The organism is Aeromonas sp. R6-1 (genome assembly GCF_040908165.1).
In the GTDB taxonomy this organism is placed as follows: Bacteria; Pseudomonadota; Gammaproteobacteria; order Enterobacterales; family Aeromonadaceae; genus Aeromonas; species Aeromonas caviae.
The window spans coordinates 135,104-158,233 of the sequence record NZ_JBFODF010000015.1 but is presented as its reverse complement, the minus strand read 5'-3'; the positions used below and the strand labels follow the sequence as shown (position 1 = coordinate 158,233).

Here is a 23,130-nt window from a genome sequence, read left to right as displayed (position 1 = left end):
TGGCAGTGATCGATCGGGCGGCCACCGGGCCGCCCTCGATGAGCAATTTACTGATTACCCACGGACGAATAAACTCACACCATTGAACATGATTATTTACATGGATGAACATATGTCCCGTGCCTTCGACCCCGTCCAGCTCGGCACCATAGAGCTCTTTTGCAAGGCAGCCGAACTTGGCAGCTTTACCGCCACGGCTCAGGTACTGGGGGTGACGCCCGCCTCGGTGAGCCGCTCCATCCAGCGTCTCGAGGCCAGGCTCGGCGTCAAACTCTTCCATCGCACCACCCGCAACGTTCGCCTCACCCATGACGGGGAGCTCTATCGGGAGCAGTGCCAGCAGGCGCTCGAGCAGATCGCCGAGGCCGAGCGGGCCATCACCGGCCGCCAGCGCCACCCCAGAGGAGTGCTGCGCATCAGCGTGGGCACCGTCTATGCCCACCACCGTCTGGTGCCCCTGCTGCCGGGCTTCATGGCGGCCTATCCCGAGGTCGAGCTGGAGCTCAATGTCTCCAACAGGAACATCGACTTCGTGGAGGATGGTTACGATCTGGCCATCCGGCTGGGGGAGCCACGCGATGGGCGGATCATCGCCCGCAAGCTGGAGGATGCCAGCCTCGGGGTCTTCTGCGCCCCCGATTATGTCGCCCGCCGCCCCGCGCCGACCTCCCTGGAGATGCTGTCGCAACACGAGCTGATCCAGTTCATCACCCCGAGCACGGGTCGCCCCTTCCCCTGGCAGTTCGTGAACGAGCAGGGGGACCCTGTCGACCTTCATGTTCAGAGCAGACAGCGGGTGCTTGACGATGTGCTGGCGGGCCTGGGCTGGGCGGTGGCTGGGGGCGGTCTGTTCCAGATCTACCATTTCGTGGCAGCCGAGGCGCTGTTGCAAGGCAAGCTGATCGAGGTGATGACCCCCTTTGCGGGGCGATCCCGCCCCTTCTACGCCCTCTATCCACAGCACCGTCACCTCTCGGCCCGGGTCCGGGCCTTCGTGGATTATCTGCTAGCGGTGCACCCAGAGGGGTCGCCTGTGCCAGGGGAATGTCCCCCTCTTCGTTGACGAGGGCCCCTCATCTGCGTGCCTGCGCCCCCGATACCGGGGGCAAAAAGCAGGTGGCACTCTGGACACAATGGTTGCCTAATTAAATAAATATGCATAAAAATCAATACAGGCAGGGCTCGATATATGAACTCTTCTGCTGTTTGTATGAAGCATCGTGCTGCTGAAAATTTTCTGTGAGCCACCTCCCGCCGTTTAATTCAAGAGCCTATAACCTTGACCCGTACAATAAAAACCTGACGTGTTCCGGTTTATTTCACCATGCATCACAAAGGAGTGTCATATGTATAAAAAAGTGAAACTGGCGAGCATTATCAGCACCCTTATTCTCTCGGCCACTGCATATTCTGCAGAGATGACCGTGGGCTTCTCGCAAATTGGTTCTGAATCCGGGTGGCGAGCTGCAGAAACATCGGTCGCCAAGAGCGAAGCCCAAAAACGCGGCATCATCCTGAAAATTGCGGATGCCCAGCAGAAACAGGAGAACCAGATCAAGGCCATTCGCTCCTTTATTGCCCAGGGGGTGGATGCCATCTTTATTGCCCCCGTGGTACAGACTGGCTGGGAGCCGGTATTGCAGGAGGCGAAAGAGGCCGAGATCCCGGTCTTCCTGCTGGACCGCAATATCACGGTAAAAGATGACGGTCTCTTCATGACCGGGGTCGCCGCCGACAGCGTCCACGAAGGGGAAGTGGCAGCCCAGTGGCTCATCAAGCAGCAGGATGGCAAACCGTGCAACGTGGTGGAATTGCAGGGCACAGTGGGTGCCAGCGTGGCGCTGGATCGCAAGAAGGGCTTCCTCGACACCGTCTCGGCCGTGCCCACCATCAAGATCATCCGCACCCAGTCCGGCGACTTCACCCGCAGCAAGGGCAAGGAGGTGATGGAGAGCTTCATCAAGGCGGAAAATAGCGGCAAGAATATTTGCGCCGTCTACGCCCATAACGATGACATGGCCATCGGCGCCATCCAGGCCATTAAAGAGGCCGGGCTGAAACCGGGCAAGGATATCAAGATCATCTCCATCGATGGCGTGCCGGATATTTTCAAGGCGATGATCGCAGGCGAAGCCAATGCCTCGGTGGAGCTCACGCCGAATATGGCGGGACCGGCCTTCGATGCCCTGCTGGCCTATAAGAAAGATGGCACCCTGCCCCCCAAACATATCAGGACGGAGTCCAAACTGTTTGAGCCCGGGAGTGCCGAGGCGCAGCTCGAGCTGAAAAAAGACATGGGTTATTAATCCCGCTCCCCCGCCAGACTGTCACATAGCGCGCCATATAAGTGATTGAACTTGTATGGCGCGCTATATCGGAGAGCCAATGTTCATGTCAGAGAACACTCACGATGTCGTATTGAATGCCCGCGGAATATGCAAGGCGTTTCCCGGAGTACGGGCCCTGCATCAGGTGGACTTCTCCCTGCGCCGCGGAGAGATCATGGCGCTGCTCGGCGAGAACGGGGCCGGCAAGTCCACGTTGATCAAGACCCTCACCGGTGTCTATCAGCGAGACGCCGGCCGTATCGAACTCGATGGCGTCCCTATCTCCCCGACGGACACCGCCCATGCCCAGCGTCTGGGGATAGGCACCGTCTATCAGGAGGTCAACCTGCTGCCGAACATGTCGGTGGCAGACAACCTCTTCATCGGCCATGAGCCCCGCCGTTTCGGCTTCATCGACCGGGGCGCCATGACCCGGCAGGCCAGCGCCATCATGGCCAGCCACGGCTTCGAGATGGATGTCACCCTGCCCCTCGACCACTACTCGGTCGCCATGCAGCAGATCGTGGCCATCGCCCGGGCGGTGTCACTCTCCGCCAGGATCCTGATCCTGGACGAGCCCACCGCGAGCCTGGATGCCAGCGAAGTCCAGATGCTCTTCTCCCTGATGACGCGCCTGCGGGATCAGGGGGTAAGCCTCATCTTCATCACCCATTTTCTCGATCAGGTCTACGCCATCAGCGATCGCATCACAGTGCTGCGCAACGGCGAGCTGGTCGGCACCCGCGACACCCAGGCACTGCCACAACTGGAGCTGGTCAAGATGATGCTGGGACGCGAACTGGACGACAATGCCCTCAAGCGGGCGGGCAAGACACTGCGCAGCAACCAGCCCATGGTGTCGTTCAGGGACTATGGCAAGCGGGGAGTTATCGCCCCCTTCAGTCTCGACGTCATGCCCGGGGAGATAGTGGGCCTCGCCGGCCTGCTCGGGTCCGGTCGTACCGAGACCGCCGAGCTGATGTTCGGCATAGTGCCGAGCGACAGCGGCGAGTGCCGGGTGCGGGACAAGCCGGTGACCATCCGCTCTGCACGCCAGGCGGCCGCCAACGGCTTTGGTTTCTGCCCGGAGGATCGCAAGAGCGCCGGCATCATCGCCTCGGCCTCGGTGCGGGAGAACATGGTGCTGGCCCTGCAAGCCCAGCGGGGCTGGTTGCATCCCCTGTCTCGCAAGGAACAGGACGAGATCACCGCCCGCCTCATCGAGCAGTTGGCCATCAAGACCCCGGGACCAGAGCAGCCCATCCAGTTTCTCTCCGGGGGCAACCAGCAAAAGGTGCTGCTCGCCCGCTGGCTGCTCACCAAACCCCAGTTCCTGATCCTGGACGAGCCTACCCGGGGCATCGACGTGGGGGCCCACGCCGAGATCATCCGCCTCATCGAATCCCTCTGCGCCAACGGGCTGGCCCTGCTGGTCATCTCCTCCGAGCTCGAGGAGCTGGTGGGCTATGCCGATCGGGTGATCGTCCTTCGTGACAGAAAACAGGTGGCAGAGCTTGCGACGGACGCCCTGAGCGTCCCTGCCATCATGAACGCCATTGCATGTGAGGCCTGATATGACGTCATCCATTCTCCCCCTCGCCAAGGGGTCGCGCGCCCGCAGGGAGTGGCCCACGGGCTCGGCCCAGTGCGCCGCCCTGGTGTGCGTGCTGCTCATCAATGCCCTGGTCGCCGACAACTTCTTCGCCATCCACATCCAGGATGGGCGGCTGTTTGGCAGCCTCATCGACATCCTCAACCGCTGTGCCCCGGTGGCCCTGCTCTCCCTCGGCATGACGCTGGTGATCGCCACCGGCGGCATCGACCTGTCGGTGGGCGCCGTCATGGCCATCAGCGGGGCCACCATGGCCAGCCTGGCCACCGGCGGTCACAGCCTGCCGGTCATCTTCGCCGCCGTCATCGGGGTGGGCCTTCTGTGCGGCCTGTGGAACGGCCTGCTGGTGGCGGTGTTCAAGATCCAGCCCATCGTCGCCACCCTGATCCTCATGGTGGCGGGCCGGGGCATCGCCCAGCTCATCACCGAGGGGCAGATCATCACCTTCAACAACGACGCCCTCGCCTGGATCGGCAGCGGCTCCCTCTTCTATCTGCCCACCCCGGTCATCATCACCCTGGGCATGGCGCTGCTGCTCTGGCTGCTGACCAAGCGCACCGCCCTCGGCCTCTTCATCGAAGCGGTGGGGATCAACATCAAGGCCGCCAAGAACGCCGGGCTCAACACCCCCATGGTGGTGATCGCCACCTACCTGCTGAGCGGCATGATGGCCGCCGTCGCCGGCATGATAGTCGCCGCCGACATCCGGGGTGCCGATGCCAACAACGCCGGGCTCTGGCTCGAGATGGACGCCATTCTGGCGGTGGTGATAGGAGGCACCTCCCTGATGGGGGGGCGCTTCAACCTCGCCCTCTCCCTGATCGGCATACTGATCATCCAGGGGGTGAACACCGGGATCCTGCTCTCCGGCTACCAGCCCCAGTGGAACCAGATCGTCAAAGCCCTGGTGGTGCTGGCGGTGCTGGTCATGCAGTCACCGGCCCTCAACCACCTCTTCCAGCGAAGGACTCGCCATGTTTAAACGCAACCTCCCCCTGATGGTGACCATCATGGTCTTCGTGCTGGGCTATCTGCTCTGCCTGGCCTCCTTCCCTGCCTTCATGTCCACCCGCATCATCTGCAACATCCTGACGGACAACGCGTTTCTGGGAATAGTGGCGGTGGGCATGACCTTCGTCATCCTCTCGGGGGGCATCGATCTGTCGGTGGGGGCCGTCATCGCCTTCACCGGCGTGCTGCTGGCAACCCTCATCGGGAAGCTGGGGGTCAGCCCCGTGCTGGCCATCCCTCTGGTACTGGTGCTCGGAGCAGGCTTTGGCGCCCTCATGGGCTGGCTCATCGACACCCTGAAGATCCCCGCCTTCATCATCACCCTGGCGGGCATGTTCTTCCTGCGGGGGGCAAGTTTTCTCATCTCCGAGCAGTCCCTGCCCATCGATCACCCCACCTTCACCTACCTGTCGAGCCTGTCGTGGAAGATACCGGGGGGCGGTCGCCTGAGCCTGCTGGCCCTCATCATGCTGGCGGTGGTGGTCTTCGGCATCCTGCTCGCCAACCGCACTCGCTTTGGCAACAACGTTTACGCCATCGGCGGCAACGCCACCTCGGCAGCCCTGATGGGGATCTCGGTGCGCCACACCACCATTCGCATCTACCTGCTCTCCACCACCCTGGCGACCCTCGCAGGCATCGTGTTCGCGCTCTATACCTCGGCGGGCTATCCGCTCGCCGCCGTCGGGGTGGAGCTCGATGCCATCGCCGCCGTGGTCATCGGCGGCACTCTGCTGAGCGGCGGGGTGGGCACCGTCTTCGGTTCCCTGTTCGGGGTGCTGATCCAGGGGCTGATCCAGACCTACATCAACTTCGACGGCACCCTCAGCTCCTGGTGGACCAAGATCATCATCGGCCTGCTGCTGTTCAGCTTCATCGCCCTGCAGCGCCTGCTGATCCTGGTTTCGGAGCACCGCAAGGCCAACAAGCCAGGTCCTTTCAAGCGCCAGGTTGCCGCCCAGCCCGAGTGAGGTATCAGCAAGACTCTGGTGGCAGAAGATAACGGGGGCAAGGCACTCTCGTGCGCCCTCCCCGCCTGGCCGTCACGGGTCCGGCGCAGAGGATGGGGAGGCAGCGGGGGCCCTCACAGGGCCCGGCCCTAGCCTCCCGCACGCCCCTTTGAGGGGTGATACCGTCTTTGGAGGGCACTCAGGTCAATCGCACCACCAGGGGTTGCCCTCATGGGGGCTCAGCACCTCCAGAGGCTCCCCCATGACAGGCGTGGTCAGGGGGATCTGTTGCTCGGCAGCCAAGCGGGCAATCTGCTCAAGCGGATCGTTCCAGCGGTGCATGGCCAGATCGAAGGTGCCGTTGTGCACCGGATAGAGCCATTTCCCCCCAAGATCGTGAAACGCCTGCGCCGTCTGCGCCGGGAGCATGTGCACCAGCTCCCAGCGCTTGTCGTAGGCCCCGGTCTCGAGGAAGGTCACGTCGAACGGACCGTAGCGCCTGCCAATCTCCTTGAAACCGTCGAAGTAGCCGCTGTCACCGCTGAAGAAGAGGTTGACCCCCTCGCCGCGAATGACCCAGGAGGCCCAGAGGGTCTGGTTGCCGTCCCCGAGGCCACGGCCGGAGAAATGCTGGGCCGGGGTCGCTACCAGGGTGACACCGCCCACTCGGGTCTGCTGCCACCAGTCCAGTTCGCGGATCTTCTCCTTCGCAATCCCCCAGGCCATGAGGCGCGCCCCCACCCCGAGGGGCGTGATGAAGTGGTCGACCTTCTCCTGCAGCGCCAGTATGGCCCCGTGATCGAGATGGTCGTAGTGATCATGGGAGAGGATCACCCCTCGATGGGGGGCAGCGCCTCCAGGGTGATGGGCGGTTGATGCCAGCGCTTGGGGCCAAACCACTGCACCGGCGAGGCCCGCTCGCTGAACACGGGATCCGTCAGCCAGAACGTGCCCTGCAACTTGAGCAGCAGAGTGGAGTGGCCGAGGCGCCACACGCTGTTGTCCGGCGCCGCGATGAGCCCCTCCCGGGTCATGACCTGTACCGGAATGGCGCGATCCGGCACCGTGCCCTCAGGCTTGGCGAACAGGAAGTCCCACCAGAGCCTGGCCCCTTCCCAGAGGCTTCGCGCCTGGGGTGTCACGGCATTGTTGAACCGGCCCCCCTGATATTGCGAGGAGTCCGGGTGTTCGGGCAGGCCCGGTTTGAGTAGAGATGCGATCATGCCAATCATCAGGGCTCCTTTGAGCAACCACAGAAAACGGCGCCCCTCAGGGGCGCGAAAAGAGGCTGACGGGGTCTGCATTCATGCCACGCCTGTCTGCCTGGTCTCTGGTGAGTCGAGAGCAGCCCCTGCACGGGGCCTCACCATCCATAAAACAGAACGGGAGAGTCGCACGGTATGAAACCGGTTCCCGGCGTCTCCAGTAACGGCAAGATAGCCTGCCCGGGCTCCCGCCACCAGAGGGGTTCGCGTTGCCGCGTGGCCCCGGCATGGTGTCGCATCAAGCGCATGGCCTCACCTGCTCTGCCGGCGCCAACAAAAGGAGGCGTCAGATGGCGTACTGCAAGAGCTTGCAGTGCTGAAAGTCAGAAGATGGCTGGGCCATAGAGGCCACGGGAGGTGACTGAGGGAAAGCATGATCTCAAGGGGACAGTGACGCGGTCTGAAGCCTGATAAACGCCCATAGGGCACAGGTGTAGTGGTTTAATCATCCCGGACACCATTTAGGTGGTACAGTCGCCACCATGATCAGAGGTGTTCAATGGCAAAACAATGTTGTTTATTCACTGCCAAGTTCAAGCAGGAAGCGTGTCCTAGATGCTCGACCAAGACTGTTCCGTCTCCGAAGCCAACAGTTCTCTGGACGTTGGCGAAACCGTGCCTCGTTGATGAATTCAGAAGAGTCCATCCAAACGAATTGACTCAACTCCTATTATCAAGTCTCTGACCCTTGGATACCGAATTGCAGTTTCGCCCTATCTTGATTTTGCCAAAAGGGAAAAGTAAAGCCCTGTAAGGGCTTTACTCTAAATAAGCTTAAGAAAATAAAGCCGTGAGATGATTGATGAAACGCTTTGTTTCATTCTCTACATCCGGATTTTTTACCACATCATTTGTGATAAAGGTGGGTAGTGCTTTCATGCCCAAAAACTGATTTGCCTTATGGAAATGCAGGTATACCCCATCCACTCCCTGGCCTTCAAAGAACTGTTTAGGATCATTAAATGCCTCTAATGGTGCATTCCATGTAAGAGAGAGCATGTATTTTTTGTCCTGAACAAGACCGCCTGAGCCATATTTTTTTGACATATCGGAGCGAGTTCGGCCATCACTTTCATACAGAGAGCCATGACCCTCTGTAAACACATCATCGATCCATTTTTTAACGGTCCATGGTTCCCCCATCCACCATCCCGGCATCTGATAAATCAGTACATCGCTGTTGAGAATTTTTGCTATCTCGCTTGGAGGATCAAAATCGCTATCAGCATTGGTAACAGATACCGTGTGCCCAAGGTGGTTTAATATCTCACAAGCGACATTGACATAATGTTGGTTTAACTCACCTTTGGCAAAACCATAACTTTTGGCGCCATTAACAATCAGAATGTTACTCATAAAATCACTACCTTTTTCAGATTGCAAGAGGCTGGGCGCACTAGAATCTTTGAGTTTTTCCAGGCGGACCCATCTCGATTCAAACATGCTCACCAGCATTTTTAATAAAAATTCGACATATGATAATGCTCGGCACTTATCAGTAACAGTTATTACCCCCCGGCAGTTAATAATATAAAGCAGGGAGGCTAATCTTAAAAACTGTCTGGAGAAATGAATATAGCCATTCGCAAGATATTTTCTGCAGCATGAAATGCACTGCAAATCCCTGGAGATGGTGACAACCGTCTTTCAATCATCAGGGGAGTATTTCCTTTTCCTACTGGCGGACGTCAAGATTCAGTTCAGCGACGATGCGGGTTCCAGGTGCACATTGCGTCCTGCAGCCATTCCAGTACAAGCGCCAGCCACAGCGAGCGCAGCAGTCACCAACAGTGGCACAGTCCAACTACCGGACCAATCGTGCACTTGACCCAGCAGCAGCGGTCCCATTGCCGCCATCAAATAGCCGACACACTGCGCCATTCCTGACAGGGCTGCAGCATCGCCAGCATTTTGTGTGCGCAAACCGATGAAGGTCAGACCCAACATCATGCTCGCACCTGAGCCAAACCCCAGAATAGCGGCCCACAGCATTGCCAAATCGGGCGCATAGGCTATTCCCATCAGAGACAGTGCCGTCAGCAGACTGACCACGACGGCCAATAGCCTCTGGTCTTTCAGGCGGCGCAGCATCGCTGCCAGTATTATTCCGGGAATAGCCGTAGTTAGCTGCAGCATTCCGTGCACGGCACCAGCTGTTGCAGAGGAGATACCATGGTCCGTCAGAATCGCTGGCAGCCAGCCTACCGCAACATAAAAGGGCATTGCATTCAGCCCCATAAACAACGTGACCTGCCATGCCAGAGGGGATTTCCAAACCTCGACAGTTGTTGTCTTTTTCGTAACTGATCGCTGTTGTTGATGGTGTTTTTTAAGCTGTGGCAGCCATAAAGTAAGCGCAAGTAGCGGAGCTACCACTATCAGCGCCAAAGCAATATTCCAGCTCCAAAACTGCGTCAGCGGAATGATAATTGCCGAACCGATAGCACCTGCCGCCCCCATCGTAATGGAATAAGCACCTGTCATAGATGCCATGTTTGAAGAAAAATCACGTTTGATCAGGCTAGGCAACAATACATTCCCCAGAGCGATCCCTGTTCCAATCAGGATCGTGCCCACGTACAACGCCCAAATACTTCCTGCGGAACGGAGTAGAATCCCTGCTGAGATAATAACCATTGCGCCCAATAGGGTTCGCTCCAGTCCTAATCTCTGAGCAACAGGGGCGCTCAACGGTGAAAATGCTGCAAAGGCAAGCAAGGGTAATGAATTGAGCAACCCGACTGCGGTGATACTGAGTTCAAACTTGTCTTGGATTAATGGTAAAACCGGTGCGATAGCGGTGAAAGGAACGCGCAAGTTCGCGGCAATAAAAAGGATTCCCATCACAAGTGCCATGGTATGCCACTTGTTTTTTATGTTTGACATTTTCTATGTTATCTCTGATAAAAAGAAGAGTTTAAAATGCATGTTGATTGCAAGATATAGAAAACAAGACAGTATGTTTCTAAATTATGCCAAAGCACTGAACATGTTATGTCGCCAGAGGCGACTGAAACCGTTTTCCTCTAGGGCCACCCTGCTCTGTCATTCGATATCAAATACACCATTTTTGAACATATTGTACGGTAGGACTTCCATCATCCAGCCCTAATATGGCCACGAATTGTTATGACAGATTGGTGGACTATATAGTGGTTGAGTCGAGGAAATACGAGGTCGCCATGAGGGTGAGCACTTGGTTGTTCGGATTAAAGCCCATGGTCCCCCTTATGGTGACTGTCAGATGAAGATCATATCTCCAGAGACCACTGATGCGGCAAATCGATTTTCTGGCAAGCCGGCGATGGCGTTTGATCTGGCCTCTAATATCGCACCGTCATGTCGTGATGGCGCGGAAAGACCAATACGTGCACTGGTGCAGTATAGGGTTGTGAATGCCTCACCTGCCAGCGTTGGGCATGTGCTCTGAATAGCAGGGGATGGAAGAACGCAGTCAATTGTTCCGTCCGGACAATAGCGCACAATCCGATTGCCTCCCCATTCTGCATTCCATAAGTAGCCCTGCGCATCCACACAAGAACCATCTGGTGCCCCACCTCCTTCTATTTCAGTAAACACGCGTTGATTTTCGAAGGAAGGGTAATCACAGCAGAAAATGCGCCCTTGCATCGAGTCGCAGTAATACATGGTGCCACCATCCGGGCTGAAACAGATGCTATTGGGAATAGCCACTTCGGGAAGAGGCAACGTCTCTATATCAAGCGTTGCGGCATTCAGTCTGTGGAATTTTCCGATACTCTGTAACGGGTCTCCATCATCCATGGTGCCGAAGACATAATTGCCTGAACGATCGCAGCGGCCATCACCTATTCGCGTTCCGATCTCCCCCGGAGAGGAAACCAATTCAGTAAAACTGCGAGTATTCAGGTCATAGAAACCGATCCGAGATGCCAATCCCATCAGCAGAACGTCTGTCTTTTCGGTGAGTGCGAATGAGCCGAGGCGTTCAGGCAAAGACCAGCGCGTTACCGCGTTACTATCTCCTTCAAAGGCGAGCAGCTCGCTACCTTCAATGTCCGTCCAGAACAGCCTGCGGGTTTTATCACACCAAAGGGGGCACTCTCCCAGTGTGTTCCTGGCATCTACTGCAATTGAAAACATGTTAATCCTCCTGGCACTTTCATAAGGTATTGGCGAACGTCTACCCCAGGGGCAGACGTTCGTGAAGGTCAAAAATCAGAATGCCGCTTCATCAGTGCATAAGGCGCTCAGCTAACCGATCACCGAACAGCATGATGACGAGCCCGGTCAGCATGACCAGCATTCCACCCAGCTTTATCAAAGATACCGGACGCTGGATGGTGCCAAGCAGACCAAAATGGTCGATGACCTGGGATGAGAGCAACTGTCCGACGATGGCCAACCCAAGCAGGGCTGAAAACCCGATTTTCGGTGCGAGCACGACATAGCTGAACAACGCGCAAGCACCGATCAGGCCGCCAGCCAGACTCCACAGAGGCTGTGATGGAATGGCCGCAAGCGAGGTGAATAATCCGCCACGCAGCAGCGAGAAGATCCCAAGGCTGAATGCACCGGCCGCGAAGGAGAACAATGCGGCGGTGACCGAATCGCCCCCGAGTCCTCGTGCCAGCTGACTATTCAGAGTCGTCTGCAGCGTGATCCCGAGACCTGCGGCAAAAGCGATGACGTAATACAGCGTGCTCATGGGTTTCATACCTGTCAGTGTGCCTGTGCCAGCGGCAGGAAGGCGTCAGCAAAAATGTCAGGCTCATACCCGGCGGCGGCAAACAGATGCTCACGGGACTCATCAATGGCGGCGCGAAGGCGCGTGCTGTCTACGCCCAGCACCTTGCCATGCTGCTTGACGATGCGTCCACCGATCATGACGGTATCAATGTTGCTGCGCTCTGTCGCATGCACCACGGTGCCAAAGGCATTGCCGGACGGGTAGAGGTTGATGTCGCCAGCATTGATCAGAATGAGATCCGCCTGTTTTCCTGGTGTCAGGCTCCCTACCTTGTCCAGCAGCCCTGCACAGGCAGCACCATCGACAGTCGCCGATTTGAGGAGTTGGGCAGCCGGCAGCGTGGTCAGCGAGTGGTCGGTGCCGCAGCAATGCTGTTGATGCATGCCCATCACCCGTTGCAGGTAAAATGCCACGCGCATTTCCATAAACATATCAGTGCTGTAAGAGGTTTCATTGTCGACGCTGAGGCCAGGGCTGATGCCATGACGCTGCGCTGCCTGGATGGCAAACATACCGTCCTCGATGCCATAGTGCGCATCGGAGCGCGGGCAGACATTCACCCGGACACCGGCTTCTCGCAGGATCTTCCATCCCTCATCTGGCAGTGACGTGCAGTGATTGAAAATATTGTCCGGGCCGAGCAGACCGCGCCGATGCAGTGACTCCAGCTCAGACGCCATAAAAGAACCAAAGAATTCAGTGACGATCGGCAGTCCCAGCCTGCGAGCCTCGGCCCACAATGCAGGCTCCAGCTGGGCCATGACAGCAAGGGAAACCAGGCTCTCTGGGTTGTCCTTGAAATATTTCTCTTGCAGGCGTTGCCAGTTACCCGGCCAATGAGCCTTGTCCCATTCCCCCGATACCGGTGCGCCGGAGGCGTGTATGGCACGGATCCCTGCATCCAGCAGGGCCTCGACGGCGGCGTCCGAATGAGCTGCGGTGCGGCTGTTATGGGAATTGTCAATGACGGTGGTGATGCCTGCATCAATGCAGCCCAGTGCCGTCAGCAGGTTGCCGATATACATATCGGCAGGGCGATAGTACTTGGCGAAAGAGAAGTGCGTGGCGTTGCTGTAGTCTTCCAGACAAGTGGCATTCGGATTGATGCGGCGCAGTTGTCCCTCCCAGGAGTGGCGATGAGAATCCACCATCCCCGGCATGGCGATCATGTTCGTAGCATCGATGACACGGGCCCCATTCGCCTCCAGATTCTCGCCTATGGCCGTAATGGTTGATCCACTGATCAGAATGTCTCCACGTGCAATGTTACCCACGTTCTCATCCATGCTGAGGATCGTGGCCCCCTTGATCAAGATTGAATCTGGTATTACATCTTGATTATTAACAATATTTCTAACGTATCCGGTCATTTCAAGAGCCTCTTTTCTAGCCAATGGCAAAAAGATACGGCACTCTATTACCCTGAAAAAGATGACCAAACTGTTTTCATAATTCATGATCTTCGAATAATCATGGGAACTATCGGTAGAGTTATCGTCTCAAGGGAGAAGGGCTGTGGATCGTATTCAGGCTATGCAGATCTTTATGCGGGTTGCTGAGACCGGAAGCTTCGTGCAGGCAGCAGAGACCCTCTCACTGCCTTCCTCGACAGTCAGCAGTACGATTAAAAACCTCGAAAAATACCTGCAGGTGCGCCTGCTGAACAGAACAACGAGGCGGGTGAACCTCACCCCTGAAGGCTTGCAGTATCTTGGCCAGTGCAGGGAAATACTCTCATTGATTGAACATGCCGAGTCCAGCCTGACGGAGGCTATCAAGCGGCCACAGGGGCGTTTGCGGGTTGATATGCCGAGCGGGATAGCACATTCCATCGTCATGCCGAATCTCAGAGACTTTCACCAACGTTATCCAGATATCTACCTGATGATAGGTGTGAGTGACCGGCAGGTTGATCTTGTTCAGGAAGGTGTGGACTGCGTGATCAGAACAGGAGAGCTGAATAACTCCACCCTTGTTGCTCGTCCCCTTGGCCGGTTTCGGTGGGTAACCTGCGCCTCGCCTGAATACCTTCACGAAAACGGTGTTCCCCAGTCCCCTGAAGAACTGTCTGTGCACCAGGCGGTCCACTACTTTTCGGGCCTCGCCAGGCATGCAAACGAAATGCGCTTTGTCCGCGGTAAAGAGACTCTATCGGTTACTGTGAGCGGCACCGCAGCCGTCAATGACACGGGGCTTTATATCAAGATGTGCCTCGATGGCTTTGGCCTCATCCAGCTTGCCGAGAATGTTGTACTGGAGCACCTGCAGGCAGGAAGGCTCATCGAGGTGCTAGCAGATTGGCAACCGCCATCGGTACCTGTTACATTGCTTTATCCTCATCAGCGTTTTCTTTCTCCTGCTGTGCGTGCATTTGCTGATTGGATCGCCGAGCTTATTCATAATGCCAGCCCGGAAAAACGAATGTGACGAGATAAGAAAATAGAACTTTAAATATACTCAACATGTATAAAAACAGACTAAGCAACATCGTTATCTAAACTATGCCAGACTACAAAAAAGAGATCTCTTCACCTGAAGAATTTGACTCGGATACATTCACTCAGGCAGCCGTTGCCTTGCACGTGATATCTTCAGGCGAGTATTCAGGTATCAACCCGCACGCTCACAGGAAAGGTCAGCTGATAATGTCTTTACATGGCGCAGTCAGCTGTGAAGTACAGAATGCAATGTGGCTTGTTCCTCCCGGGCATGCGGTATGGATTCCTGGTGATACACCTCACAGTTGTCGTATAACGCAAAATGCCCGCACTTGCTTTCTTTTTATTGAGCCCGGCTCAGCAGTCATGCCTGAAACCTGCTGTACGATTGCTATTACCCCCCTCGTTCGCGAGCTCATTCTTCATCTTGCAGATCAGGGGCCTTCCTATCCTTCAGAAGGAAAGATGGCCAGACTCGCATCTGTACTTTTGGAACAAATTCCTGATGCGCCAGTTGAAGCGCTTTATCTACCAGTATCTACTCATCCCAAAATCAAACACATTACGGATGCACTTTTTGCTACCCCGGGTGACCGCACAACATTACGACAGTGGGCCGTTCGGCTTGCAACCAGTGAACGATCGCTCGCCAGACTGGTGCAAAGTGAAACAGGGGTGAGTTTCGGACGTTGGCGTCAGCAGCTTCATTTGGTGATTGCGTTAAGGCATTTGGCAGAGGGACAGTCAGTTCAAAATGTGGCCGGCACTCTGGGCTATGACTCTGTGAGTGCTTTCATCACCATGTTCAAGAAAGCACTGGGGAAATCTCCGACGCAATATTTTGCGTCTTTTCGTTGATCTGCTCAAATTAATTTTCCGCGGGCTTTCATTAGGCTAACCGATTTTATATGAGGCTCCGACATTTCAAACATCAACAGTTCGCTATTTTACAACCTGTATTTAAAAACATCCTGGATGCCTGGGGATGGTATTCACCTAATATCCATGTGCCTAAACCACAATCTAATTGAAATGGATAGGGTCACTCGGGTTCGATGAGGCGTATGACTCGAAGATTATATAATCCCGGTACTGTTCATCTGGTCGAGCTCCTGACGTAGTGTATTAGTCGGTGCTTTAAGCGGAAGTGAAAGGCTACAATCTGAATTAACATCAACACCACTGAGTAAAGGGCAAGAATTGAATATTTCAGTGACCCAGTTAACAAAAGCTCGTACTTTGGGAGATAAATGGCGGTTCTGCAAATATGCGACTGAAATTGGGATTGGCGAAGGGGATAGTTGTGGCGATTCACTTTTGGTGCCCAGGATAGGGCATTCTCTTTCAGATAACGCTCACTGAGTTCTGAGAGTGCAGGGGATGAAATGGCAGAAGGAGTCTCAGAGACTGCCTTAGGAGCAGGATTGGCCGCTGAGGGTGTCTGTTGCTGTAGCCACTGAGGCTCTGGCAGGAAGTTTGGCTGAGGTTCTGGCTGGACAGACTCAGGCTTTACCCGAGAACGAGCGCAGGCGAGCAACTGAGCCACCTTGCTACGGGCAACTAACTTATCTCGGGAATGAAAGGATTTCTGGATCTCTTTACGACGACCACAGGGGAGCGTGGTGATTTTCCGGTAATACCAGATGCCGTGTGGACTGAGCCAGAGATTCATCGATGAGCTCCTCGTCGTCCACACAAAGTGGATGACCAAGGGCTTTAGGAAGCTAATTTATTGAATTGCAGAAACAGGTGGTGGCCCTACCAGCCACATCCCGGCACTCGAGTCCCCCGCCTTGGCTGCTACCTTCCGGTCCTGACCAGGTCGACGGGTTATCAATGCGAGCCCAAATAAATCAGGCACTTGGGGATGGAACTGATTGCCATCACCGTGTTCTGAAACCTCAACAAGCGAGAATCCGCCGCAAGTACGGTCATCCACATCAAGTGGACATGCTTAAATGGGTAACAAACAGGGCAATCCTACCCGCCCTCCCCCGTACACTGCAAGCACCTCATTAAAGACCCCATCCCCTCCCGCAGCAGCTCAACAATCAACCCAATGTTGAGCAAAATGACATCTAATGATAACTTTGGGTCTCACTTAAACCCGAGGTGACATATGGCTACGAACACAGGCAAAGGCTATCGACAAGGTTCCGTCAACGACCGTACCCAGGTAAAAAATCCGGTGACTGGAAACTGGGTGAAACGGGACGCTGACACTGGCCGCTTTATCGACCAGAAACAAGATGGAGAACCCTTCAAAGGGGTAGCCAAAGAAACCGACAACCGCCGTAAGTGAGATCGCCGATGACCGACCAGTGTTCTTGTGGCCAGCCACTCAATCATTCTGTTGTGTTCCATCAAAACGGGCAGAAACTCAAAAGCTGCCCGAACTGTTCAGAACAGGCTGGCGTTCATGTGTTCTATCGGGCAGGAGAATTCGGATTCAGACGGATGGCTGGTGTAACCAGGATACAATCATGGTGCCGTGGTTGCCGAGCCAAGCACCGCTACCGGCTTGATGCCTTGCATACCTGCTAAAGAAAAGGAGCTCTGATGTGAGCTCCTTCAAGTCTACTAGGCCAGAATCGCCACTGCCGGAAACAGCAGCAGCAAATGGAACACAAACAGGATCGGGGTAGGATAGCCCTGTGCCTTCCCTAACGCCTCTTTCGCCTCTTCTGCAAGGTTATCGCTGTTGCGGTAACTTGGGATCAAGAAGAGCAGAGCCAAGCCAACGTAGACCATGACTTGGCTGGCCAATATCCAGGAGTCATAGCCTAGCTCCGACAGAAACTCTGATGTTTTGAGTCCAACGTCATAGCCGAGGCCAAGATCATTGGATAGTCCATAAATCCTTGCAAAGTGTGCAGAACGTTCAATGCTGATGAACCATCCGATCACGAATCCTGTCGCAGTCATCGCAACAGTAGCCACACCGATCATGCGGCTCAGCGGGTCTGTGAGTACGGCAGCCTGGAGACGCTTTTCGTAGCCAATAAAGACCAGAATGGCCCAGTGCAGAGTACCAACTACAACAGTGCCCATGATGATCCCAAGCCCTGCGTTGTAGTTAATGCTCATCCCCATGCGAGGCAGCAGAAACTGCCAGGCGAGCACGAGAAGTGCCGTCAGCCACAACCCCCACAGGTGAGCCCTCAGCATGCCCGAGAGATAGGCGTTATAACTGCAGATCCCGCCCCGCAGATAAGGGTTGTTGTTGACCTCGCTTGAATTGGACGGAAGTTCTAGTCGCACAGATTGCTTTAGCCAATCGCGATAGCGGGCCCACTTACCTGCGACCTGTGCCGATGCAGTTTCCCGCTGCTCGAAGAACCGGCCGGACTCTTGTTTCGTCTTCTCTTGTTCCATGTAGTTTTCCTTGTTGTCAAAACTATTCATTCGCCAGACAGTCCACGCAAGATCCGCTGCACACTGGAGAGACTGATCCCCGTTCGACGTGCGATTTCGGCCTTGGCTAGTCCCCGTTCAGCGAGTGACAGCACCTCCTCCCCTTTAGCCATGGCGGTCGGCTTGCGACCTTTGTAGACCCCACGCTGTTTTGCCATAGCAATCCCTTCTGCCTGACGCTCCAGCATCAGCTCCCGCTCAAACGTGGCGATGGCACCGATCATGGTTAACATCAGTTTTCCGGTAGGTGTCGAGGTATCGATACCCAGATTCAAAATCCTCAGAGCAACCCGCTTAGCGTGCAGGTACTCTGAGATCTCCAACAGATGGCGAGTGTTGCGAGCCAAGCGATCCAGCTTGGTCACCATCACCACGTCTCCCTCACGAACAAAATCCAGCATCAACGCGAGCTGAGGGCGGTCATCCTTTGCACCGCTCACCTTCTCCCTGAATATCTTGCTGCACTCGGCCAGAGCCTGAAGCTGGGCATCCAGGCTCTGCCCCACAGTGCTGACACGTGCATATCCCACCAGTGCCATGGTCTCCTCCTGGTCAATAGGGCAAGGTACACTGACGCGACCGGTCAGAAGGTCGAAAGGAACCCATATGACCGGCAAAAAGTGGCACTTTCGCTCGCGTCACACGGGCTTGGTCTATTGACCTGTGCCAGTGATACAAATGAAAACGGGCCGCTCCGTGATGGAGGGCCCGCAAGGGTAGCCAGCCAGATGACTCTGGCTGCTTTATCTAATGGTCATACTGTGTGCCGACTGGGGGATCTCAATGACGCGTCGCCCCGCCAGGCATCCGTAATACCTTGGCCAGCTCCTCAGCGTGAGCCTTGTCACGGGCGATGAGGCGGATCATCAGGGTTCCCCCAGCAATGGCAACCAGAGTCACCGAGGTCAGGATCATTTTGTTCATGGGTACTCCTCTTCGTTCATGTTGTAGAAGTGTGGCGGCATGTAGCGGGCCATCATCGCGTTGACGATGACTGACGCGAACGCCGTCAGGGCTGCCTTCAAGGCGTCCAGCAGCAGGGCTTTCGTGAAGTCGTTCATGGCGATTACTCAGGGGTTATCTTCAGTCGGTAGACCTCCATCCGGTGATAGTCGAGAAAGTTCCTCTCCCAGAGCCGGTAGAGGTCCATGGTGGTGGCCAGCGGCCGCTCTCCACACCAGAGCTGGGAGGCCAGCCCGGCGTTGAAGTCAAAATCGAGATCCTTGACCAGCTCGCCACCGAGGTAAGTGAACTCGGTGACGTAGGCCATCCCCCAGCTACCAGCCCGTTTTTCCAGACGGATTTCTACCGGACGGTAACCGCCAGTGTCGGCGGAATAATCGGGACTGCGGAAGTTGAGAGTCAGGGCAGTGGCATCGGGGTGGAGGTCGATTAACTTGGCGAACAGGGCCTGTAGCGGTTTGGATGGGGTCATAGCAGCCCCCTGTCGGCGAACGAAACAATGTCGTGCTGTCCCACCACAAAGTGGTCGAGCAATCGCACGTCTACCATCTCGAGCAGCTCCTTGAGACGAACTGTGACAACCTTGTCAGCGTCCGAGGGGTCGACCATACCGGAGGGGTGGTTGTGGGCCAGAATGACCGCTGCGGCGTTTCTGTTGAGAGCCGCCTTGACCACCTCACGGGGGTGAACGGTGCCCGCATTGATGGTGCCGAAGAACAGCTCCTGGTAATCGAGCAGTCGATGTTGATTGTCGAGCAGCATGACGGCGAACACTTCCCGCTCGTACTCCCCCATCTTGAGCCGAAGGAAGTCTGCTGCCGCTTTGGGCTGAGTGAAGGCGTGGCCCAGATGCCGCTGTCGGCTCTCCAAAATGGCCAATGCCTGATTGATGATGTGATCGCCCTGTCCGGGGTGATCGTCGTAGTGATGTGTCATAACAGTAACCTCGCGTCGTTTTGGTACACGAGTTACTTATGCCAATATATTTCCTCGTTATTGATCCCGAATGAAGCCGGTATAAGCTAAGCAACAATAAATATATTTAGAGCTCCCTTTGATTTTTTTAGATCCAAATCACGGAATTTATTAATCCATAGTGATAATTTCAAACCACTCTTGGAGACAACCTAAGAGAACTAGCAGAAATAATGAATGCATGAACTTTATTATAACTATAACTTAATAAATATATAGGTATTTAGTTGAAAGACCAACCTGATATATTTACATTGGCTTTTTGATACAAAAAGCGTCTTTACAAAAGTTCATTTGACTGCTCCCCTGTTTTTAATACATTGGAGAATTGTCATGGAAATAACTCATTTTAGCCCGGCTCAGCATGGAGAGTTTGGTTATATCATTGGAAAACCCAATTCGAACCACGAAGTCACTCTCGCACGGTTCCCGATCATAGGATACTGCTCATATTTCTCTGAGACAAAGAATGAAGAAGTTATGGTATTTACCTTACCGGTTTGTTCTGTCGGGGAAAATCGTGATCCTGTGTTCATCCAGCGATATGATGAAACATTCACGGACGTCAACGGAGAACATCTATACTACTCGTTGGTTGAGATGATGGCTCATTATGGTTACGAGCCAAATGACCCAGAAGCTCTACCGCCAACTAGTCCGAAAGAGCTGTCTCTGTATGTCTGGCGCCCCCTGCGGAACCCACAAAGCTAATAGTTAATCATTTTGAGTCTGGCCCTTTCCTTTTAATCACGGGGAAAGGGCTTTTTCCGTTAGGTGATCCTGCCGAAAGTTCATCTACTTATAGAACTCTTTCTGTATGTAATTTCGAAAAGAAATTTCATATAAACGCCAAAATTTCAGCAGGATGGCAATTCTGAATCTTCCCTACCCTATGGCTATATATTTCCTCTTTCTCGGGTGACAGAGACAATGGGAGCCTCTCTGGCTTAAAGCGCCATTCTTGCCCCATTGTATTGTGGTCAGGAGATTTGCTTGGTAACCAAGTAGAAGCTTATCCACCCCCCCCCAGAATGCAGCGTTAAGGTGGAACCAATGAGCCAGTTAATGCACAACAATGTAATCAATAGATAGCGATACCATCAAGCAATGCCAGTTGGAATTCAAAGCCCCTTGGTCGAAGATGGTTGCCCAGTGGAAGGGTAGCTCCATCTCGCTACCGCAAGATTTATGTCTTGACAATCGACAGCCAAAGCCTTTGAATTAAACGATAAAAATTTCTTATAGACTGGTGTGCAAGGAGTAAAAATGAGCGACATGCGGTTACCAAACTATCCCCAGTTGTACAAGCATGATAATCCGTCACATCATTCAGATGACTTAATTCGAATAGCAAACACCCTGGTAAATAAAGTTGGAGGTATTAACAACTTTATTCATACTGTAGGGGGCGTAATTCGCAAAGCGGTTGATGAAGTGATAGATATGCCAAGAACTGGTCGTTGGTCACTTGATATGATTGCCAATACGGAAAAGACATATATTGGTACCAAAGTTGAAATCTTACTTTCCCATGAACTTCGTATTCCTCGAGGTCATAAACTAGACTTTCTTATCGATGGAACTGAAGTTGATGTCAAAAACACCGTGCATTCGAACTGGATGATTCCACAAGAAGCTATCAATGAAATTTGTTTGGTTATCAAGATTAATGATAAACTAGCATTATTCAGTTGCGGTCTCGTCTATTGCTCAAAAGATGTGTTGTCCGCAAGTACTAATCAAGATCGTAAACATTCTTTGCGGGCCACAAATCCAGCAATTTTTTGGCTATGCAAAGATGCTAATATGCCTTCAAATTTCTTTGAATCTATACAAGATGATAGAATCCTCCACGAAATAACAGATCCGACAGCATCAGGGGCGGAAAGAGTTAGAAGACTTTTCACTTTATGCCAAAACCAAGTCATATCAAGATGGGCAATAGAGAGTCTTGCGCAACAAAAGGATCCAATGAAAAGAGTCAGAGGGAACGGTGGAGCTCGGGATGCACTATCACCAATGGGCATTACGGTTCTGAGTGGGGCCTATGATAAGGATGAGTTAGCACAATTAGGCTACTCAGATATAGGAAAAGATGAATGGGTTGCGGTAAGCAAGAAGTGGCCTTAGGCCACTTCTTCAGTTGCACGAGCAAGATTAATCGCTAAAGCTATTTTTTTCCCTATCGCTTCTGCAACAGGAGGGGGAAAGGCATTACCCACTTGGCGGTATGCGGCGGTTTTCTTACCCCAAAAGTCCCAGTAGTCAGGAAAACCTTGGATTCTTGCAGCCATACGAACTGTCAGCAATGGCATGTCCTCAAAGCCTTCCCTTACCCCTTTGTAACCTTTACCTGGAGGTGCATCACCTAAGCGGTGTCCATTAACATGGAGTGCTTGCCATTGTTTTTTTGCTCTTGTAGGCCCCAGATCTGGCCCACCATGTTTCTTTGAGCCACCGACTAAGGTTGGTGCAATCCCATTGGCCAAACGAGCCCATTTTGTAGCACCTTCCCAACCGTCTACAGACATTAAATCTAGTAATGCCTCACCGACAGTTGGCGCATTTTTAGTACCATCAGGCCAACTAAAATGGCGCATTACATCTGGAGGCAGTGCAACTAAGGCAACTCTTGGCCTTAACTGGGGCACGCCGAACTCATTAGCATTATGCAATTGCCAAGCGCATACATAGCCCATGTTGTTCAACTCATTCTCGATATGAGCACGATAAGTATCAAATTTGCTTTCCAGCAAGCCCGCAACATTCTCAATTAGGACTGCTGTTGGTTGGACTTTACGTACAATATCAAGTGCAACAGGGAACAAATCCCGTTCGTCTTCTTGACCCAGTTGCTTACCTGCCTTAGAGAATGGGGGACATGGAACACCGCCGGCAACCAAATCTATTGTGCCTTTGTAATTTTCAGCCATTTCTTCAGCAAATTGACGAACATCCCCCTCAATGATGTCGCCCCAACCAAGGTCTAACTTTTCATTGTTCAATTTCAGGGTATTACACGCCGCATGCTCTAGTTCAACCAGAGCCACATGTCTAAAACCAGCCAAGTGGAGCCCCAAAGCTTGCCCACCTGCCCCAGCACATAATTCAATTGAGGATAACATGCCAAACATCTCCTAGATTCTTGCGTAGGTTACCATAGTTCAAACCACCATTCACTGTATAAATATACAGCACCACATGATTTATTGCCTTCTTGGTACTTTTACCTGCAATGAGAGCAAGAATTTCCAAAGAGATTCACAAATCGACCAAAAATGCAAGAGAAAAAATATTTGTGTTTGCAAAAAAATTATCGCGGTAGATTTTTCGTTGTTCACAACGAAAACGCGAAATGGGACCTTGGGGATGAAAAAAGAGGGGTTGTATTGCTTCTGCCGATCCGTATAGTCGGGGTTGTCGGCGGGCAGACGCCCCCGCACATC

The 23,130-nt window shown here is 54.0% G+C and carries 23 protein-coding genes and 1 other RNA gene; 9 read left to right on the top strand and 15 right to left on the bottom strand.

Annotated elements, in window-relative coordinates; translation table 11 throughout:
- The first annotated feature begins 100 nt into the window (after positions 1-100).
- The 5 genes from AB5Y68_RS03210 (at position 101) to yjfF (ending at position 5,921) form a co-directional block, all read left to right on the top strand.
- On the top strand, positions 101-1,063 hold the full coding sequence (locus AB5Y68_RS03210; RefSeq protein ID WP_368206915.1) for a LysR family transcriptional regulator: 963 nt from the start codon (positions 101-103) through the stop codon (positions 1,061-1,063).
- A 283-nt stretch (positions 1,064-1,346) separates the two neighbouring features.
- Positions 1,347-2,306, top strand: a complete 960-nt coding sequence (gene ytfQ, locus AB5Y68_RS03205) for a galactofuranose ABC transporter, galactofuranose-binding protein YtfQ (RefSeq protein ID WP_039039073.1) — start codon at positions 1,347-1,349, stop codon at positions 2,304-2,306.
- A gap of 85 nt (positions 2,307-2,391) precedes the next feature.
- On the top strand, positions 2,392-3,900 hold the full coding sequence (gene ytfR / locus AB5Y68_RS03200; RefSeq protein ID WP_039039167.1) for a galactofuranose ABC transporter, ATP-binding protein YtfR: 1,509 nt from the start codon (positions 2,392-2,394) through the stop codon (positions 3,898-3,900).
- A 1-nt stretch (position 3,901) separates the two neighbouring features.
- Positions 3,902-4,921, top strand: coding sequence for a galactofuranose ABC transporter, ATP-binding protein YtfT (ytfT, locus tag AB5Y68_RS03195; RefSeq protein ID WP_039039072.1), 1,020 nt, complete (start codon positions 3,902-3,904; stop codon positions 4,919-4,921).
- On the top strand, positions 4,914-5,921 hold the full coding sequence (gene yjfF, locus AB5Y68_RS03190; protein ID WP_010674604.1) for a galactofuranose ABC transporter, permease protein YjfF: 1,008 nt from the start codon (positions 4,914-4,916) through the stop codon (positions 5,919-5,921). The genes ytfT and yjfF overlap by 8 nt, the downstream gene beginning before the upstream one ends.
- 183 nt (positions 5,922-6,104) lie before the next feature.
- On the opposite strand, the gene AB5Y68_RS03185 is transcribed toward yjfF, so the two are convergent.
- The 7 genes from AB5Y68_RS03185 to AB5Y68_RS03155 form a co-directional block, all read right to left on the bottom strand.
- The gene (locus AB5Y68_RS03185) at positions 6,105-6,734 is read right to left on the bottom strand and encodes an MBL fold metallo-hydrolase (protein ID WP_234704004.1); all 630 of its coding nucleotides are present in this window, start codon (positions 6,732-6,734) and stop codon (positions 6,105-6,107) included.
- A complete protein-coding gene (locus tag AB5Y68_RS03180) occupies positions 6,731-7,132 on the bottom strand; it encodes a hypothetical protein (protein WP_368206914.1) in 402 nt (133 codons plus the stop codon). Before AB5Y68_RS03180 ends, AB5Y68_RS03185 begins: the two co-directional genes overlap by 4 nt.
- A gap of 807 nt (positions 7,133-7,939) precedes the next feature.
- Positions 7,940-8,608 carry an NAD(P)H-dependent oxidoreductase gene (locus AB5Y68_RS03175; RefSeq protein ID WP_366918287.1) on the bottom strand — a complete coding sequence of 223 codons (669 nt, stop codon included), beginning with the start codon at positions 8,606-8,608 and terminating at the stop codon, positions 7,940-7,942.
- Positions 8,609-8,860: 252 nt separating this feature from the next.
- Entirely contained in the window at positions 8,861-10,021 is a 1,161-nt protein-coding gene (locus AB5Y68_RS03170; RefSeq protein ID WP_234704002.1) for an MFS transporter, read from the bottom strand.
- Between the two features lie 384 nt (positions 10,022-10,405).
- Positions 10,406-11,287: an SMP-30/gluconolactonase/LRE family protein gene (locus AB5Y68_RS03165; RefSeq protein ID WP_080769897.1), complete on the bottom strand. Its 882-nt coding sequence runs from the start codon at positions 11,285-11,287 to the stop codon at positions 10,406-10,408.
- Positions 11,288-11,378: 91 nt separating this feature from the next.
- Positions 11,379-11,852, bottom strand: a complete 474-nt coding sequence (locus tag AB5Y68_RS03160) for a DMT family transporter (RefSeq protein ID WP_039039069.1) — start codon at positions 11,850-11,852, stop codon at positions 11,379-11,381.
- A 14-nt stretch (positions 11,853-11,866) separates the two neighbouring features.
- Entirely contained in the window at positions 11,867-13,351 is a 1,485-nt protein-coding gene (locus AB5Y68_RS03155) for an amidohydrolase family protein (RefSeq protein WP_234704001.1), read from the bottom strand.
- Between the two features lie 58 nt (positions 13,352-13,409).
- Between AB5Y68_RS03155 and AB5Y68_RS03150 the strand changes: the two genes are divergently transcribed.
- Complete coding sequence (locus AB5Y68_RS03150) at positions 13,410-14,321, top strand: LysR family transcriptional regulator (RefSeq protein ID WP_039039068.1); 912 nt, start codon at positions 13,410-13,412, stop codon at positions 14,319-14,321.
- Between the two features lie 74 nt (positions 14,322-14,395).
- A complete protein-coding gene (locus AB5Y68_RS03145) occupies positions 14,396-15,190 on the top strand; it encodes a helix-turn-helix domain-containing protein (protein WP_080769896.1) in 795 nt (264 codons plus the stop codon).
- 898 nt (positions 15,191-16,088) lie between these two features.
- Here AB5Y68_RS03145 and ffs read toward each other — a convergent pair.
- An RNA gene (ffs, locus tag AB5Y68_RS03140) (signal recognition particle sRNA small type) lies at positions 16,089-16,182 on the bottom strand.
- 269 nt (positions 16,183-16,451) lie between these two features.
- Between ffs and AB5Y68_RS03135 the strand changes: the two genes are divergently transcribed.
- Complete coding sequence (locus AB5Y68_RS03135; protein ID WP_223920027.1) at positions 16,452-16,634, top strand: hypothetical protein; 183 nt, start codon at positions 16,452-16,454, stop codon at positions 16,632-16,634.
- Positions 16,635-16,912: 278 nt separating this feature from the next.
- Here the strand turns inward: AB5Y68_RS03135 and AB5Y68_RS03130 are convergent, their stop codons facing one another.
- The 6 genes from AB5Y68_RS03130 to radC all read right to left on the bottom strand — a co-directional run bounded on the left by AB5Y68_RS03130 (position 16,913) and on the right by radC (position 19,645).
- Positions 16,913-17,707, bottom strand: coding sequence for a hypothetical protein (locus AB5Y68_RS03130; protein WP_223920026.1), 795 nt, complete (start codon positions 17,705-17,707; stop codon positions 16,913-16,915).
- Between the two features lie 26 nt (positions 17,708-17,733).
- Positions 17,734-18,285: a recombinase family protein gene (locus AB5Y68_RS03125; RefSeq protein WP_060389232.1), complete on the bottom strand. Its 552-nt coding sequence runs from the start codon at positions 18,283-18,285 to the stop codon at positions 17,734-17,736.
- A gap of 241 nt (positions 18,286-18,526) precedes the next feature.
- Positions 18,527-18,670, bottom strand: a complete 144-nt coding sequence (locus tag AB5Y68_RS03120) for a hypothetical protein (protein ID WP_005345168.1) — start codon at positions 18,668-18,670, stop codon at positions 18,527-18,529.
- Complete coding sequence (locus tag AB5Y68_RS03115) at positions 18,667-18,807, bottom strand: hypothetical protein (protein WP_180345021.1); 141 nt, start codon at positions 18,805-18,807, stop codon at positions 18,667-18,669. Before AB5Y68_RS03115 ends, AB5Y68_RS03120 begins: the two co-directional genes overlap by 4 nt.
- A gap of 5 nt (positions 18,808-18,812) precedes the next feature.
- Positions 18,813-19,181 (bottom strand): DUF2787 family protein, encoded by a 369-nt coding sequence (locus AB5Y68_RS03110; RefSeq protein ID WP_005345165.1) that lies wholly within the window; start codon positions 19,179-19,181, stop codon positions 18,813-18,815.
- Positions 19,178-19,645, bottom strand: a complete 468-nt coding sequence (radC, locus tag AB5Y68_RS03105; RefSeq protein ID WP_368206913.1) for a DNA repair protein RadC — start codon at positions 19,643-19,645, stop codon at positions 19,178-19,180. The genes AB5Y68_RS03110 and radC overlap by 4 nt, the downstream gene beginning before the upstream one ends.
- A gap of 1,305 nt (positions 19,646-20,950) precedes the next feature.
- Between radC and AB5Y68_RS03100 the strand changes: the two genes are divergently transcribed.
- On the top strand, positions 20,951-21,814 hold the full coding sequence (locus tag AB5Y68_RS03100; RefSeq protein ID WP_201929720.1) for a NaeI family type II restriction endonuclease: 864 nt from the start codon (positions 20,951-20,953) through the stop codon (positions 21,812-21,814).
- Here AB5Y68_RS03100 and AB5Y68_RS03095 read toward each other — a convergent pair.
- The gene (locus AB5Y68_RS03095; protein ID WP_236662304.1) at positions 21,811-22,818 is read right to left on the bottom strand and encodes a DNA cytosine methyltransferase; all 1,008 of its coding nucleotides are present in this window, start codon (positions 22,816-22,818) and stop codon (positions 21,811-21,813) included. The genes AB5Y68_RS03100 and AB5Y68_RS03095 overlap by 4 nt on opposite strands.
- Positions 22,819-23,130 lie beyond the last annotated feature (312 nt).

What these genes read in the sequence shown, in the direction of transcription:
- AB5Y68_RS03095 (WP_236662304.1), bottom strand. Translation starts at nt 22,818, where the DNA reads ATGTTTGGCATGTTATCCTCAATTGAATTATGTGCTGGGGCAGGTGGG.
- ytfR (WP_039039167.1), top strand. Translation starts at nt 2,392, where the DNA reads ATGTCAGAGAACACTCACGATGTCGTATTGAATGCCCGCGGAATATGC.
- AB5Y68_RS03110 (WP_005345165.1), bottom strand. Translation starts at nt 19,181, where the DNA reads ATGACCCCATCCAAACCGCTACAGGCCCTGTTCGCCAAGTTAATCGAC.
- AB5Y68_RS03100 (WP_201929720.1), top strand. Translation starts at nt 20,951, where the DNA reads ATGAGCGACATGCGGTTACCAAACTATCCCCAGTTGTACAAGCATGAT.
- AB5Y68_RS03120 (WP_005345168.1), bottom strand. Translation starts at nt 18,670, where the DNA reads ATGAACAAAATGATCCTGACCTCGGTGACTCTGGTTGCCATTGCTGGG.
- AB5Y68_RS03175 (WP_366918287.1), bottom strand. Translation starts at nt 8,608, where the DNA reads ATGTTTGAATCGAGATGGGTCCGCCTGGAAAAACTCAAAGATTCTAGT.
- yjfF (WP_010674604.1), top strand. Translation starts at nt 4,914, where the DNA reads ATGTTTAAACGCAACCTCCCCCTGATGGTGACCATCATGGTCTTCGTG.
- AB5Y68_RS03155 (WP_234704001.1), bottom strand. Translation starts at nt 13,351, where the DNA reads ATGAATTATGAAAACAGTTTGGTCATCTTTTTCAGGGTAATAGAGTGC.
- AB5Y68_RS03180 (WP_368206914.1), bottom strand. Translation starts at nt 7,132, where the DNA reads ATGATTGGCATGATCGCATCTCTACTCAAACCGGGCCTGCCCGAACAC.
- AB5Y68_RS03115 (WP_180345021.1), bottom strand. Translation starts at nt 18,807, where the DNA reads ATGAACGACTTCACGAAAGCCCTGCTGCTGGACGCCTTGAAGGCAGCC.
- AB5Y68_RS03145 (WP_080769896.1), top strand. Translation starts at nt 14,396, where the DNA reads ATGCCAGACTACAAAAAAGAGATCTCTTCACCTGAAGAATTTGACTCG.
- AB5Y68_RS03210 (WP_368206915.1), top strand. Translation starts at nt 101, where the DNA reads ATGGATGAACATATGTCCCGTGCCTTCGACCCCGTCCAGCTCGGCACC.
- AB5Y68_RS03125 (WP_060389232.1), bottom strand. Translation starts at nt 18,285, where the DNA reads ATGGCACTGGTGGGATATGCACGTGTCAGCACTGTGGGGCAGAGCCTG.
- AB5Y68_RS03170 (WP_234704002.1), bottom strand. Translation starts at nt 10,021, where the DNA reads ATGGCACTTGTGATGGGAATCCTTTTTATTGCCGCGAACTTGCGCGTT.
- AB5Y68_RS03165 (WP_080769897.1), bottom strand. Translation starts at nt 11,287, where the DNA reads ATGTTTTCAATTGCAGTAGATGCCAGGAACACACTGGGAGAGTGCCCC.
- AB5Y68_RS03135 (WP_223920027.1), top strand. Translation starts at nt 16,452, where the DNA reads ATGGCTACGAACACAGGCAAAGGCTATCGACAAGGTTCCGTCAACGAC.
- radC (WP_368206913.1), bottom strand. Translation starts at nt 19,645, where the DNA reads ATGACACATCACTACGACGATCACCCCGGACAGGGCGATCACATCATC.
- ytfQ (WP_039039073.1), top strand. Translation starts at nt 1,347, where the DNA reads ATGTATAAAAAAGTGAAACTGGCGAGCATTATCAGCACCCTTATTCTC.
- AB5Y68_RS03160 (WP_039039069.1), bottom strand. Translation starts at nt 11,852, where the DNA reads ATGAGCACGCTGTATTACGTCATCGCTTTTGCCGCAGGTCTCGGGATC.
- AB5Y68_RS03130 (WP_223920026.1), bottom strand. Translation starts at nt 17,707, where the DNA reads ATGGAACAAGAGAAGACGAAACAAGAGTCCGGCCGGTTCTTCGAGCAG.
- ytfT (WP_039039072.1), top strand. Translation starts at nt 3,902, where the DNA reads ATGACGTCATCCATTCTCCCCCTCGCCAAGGGGTCGCGCGCCCGCAGG.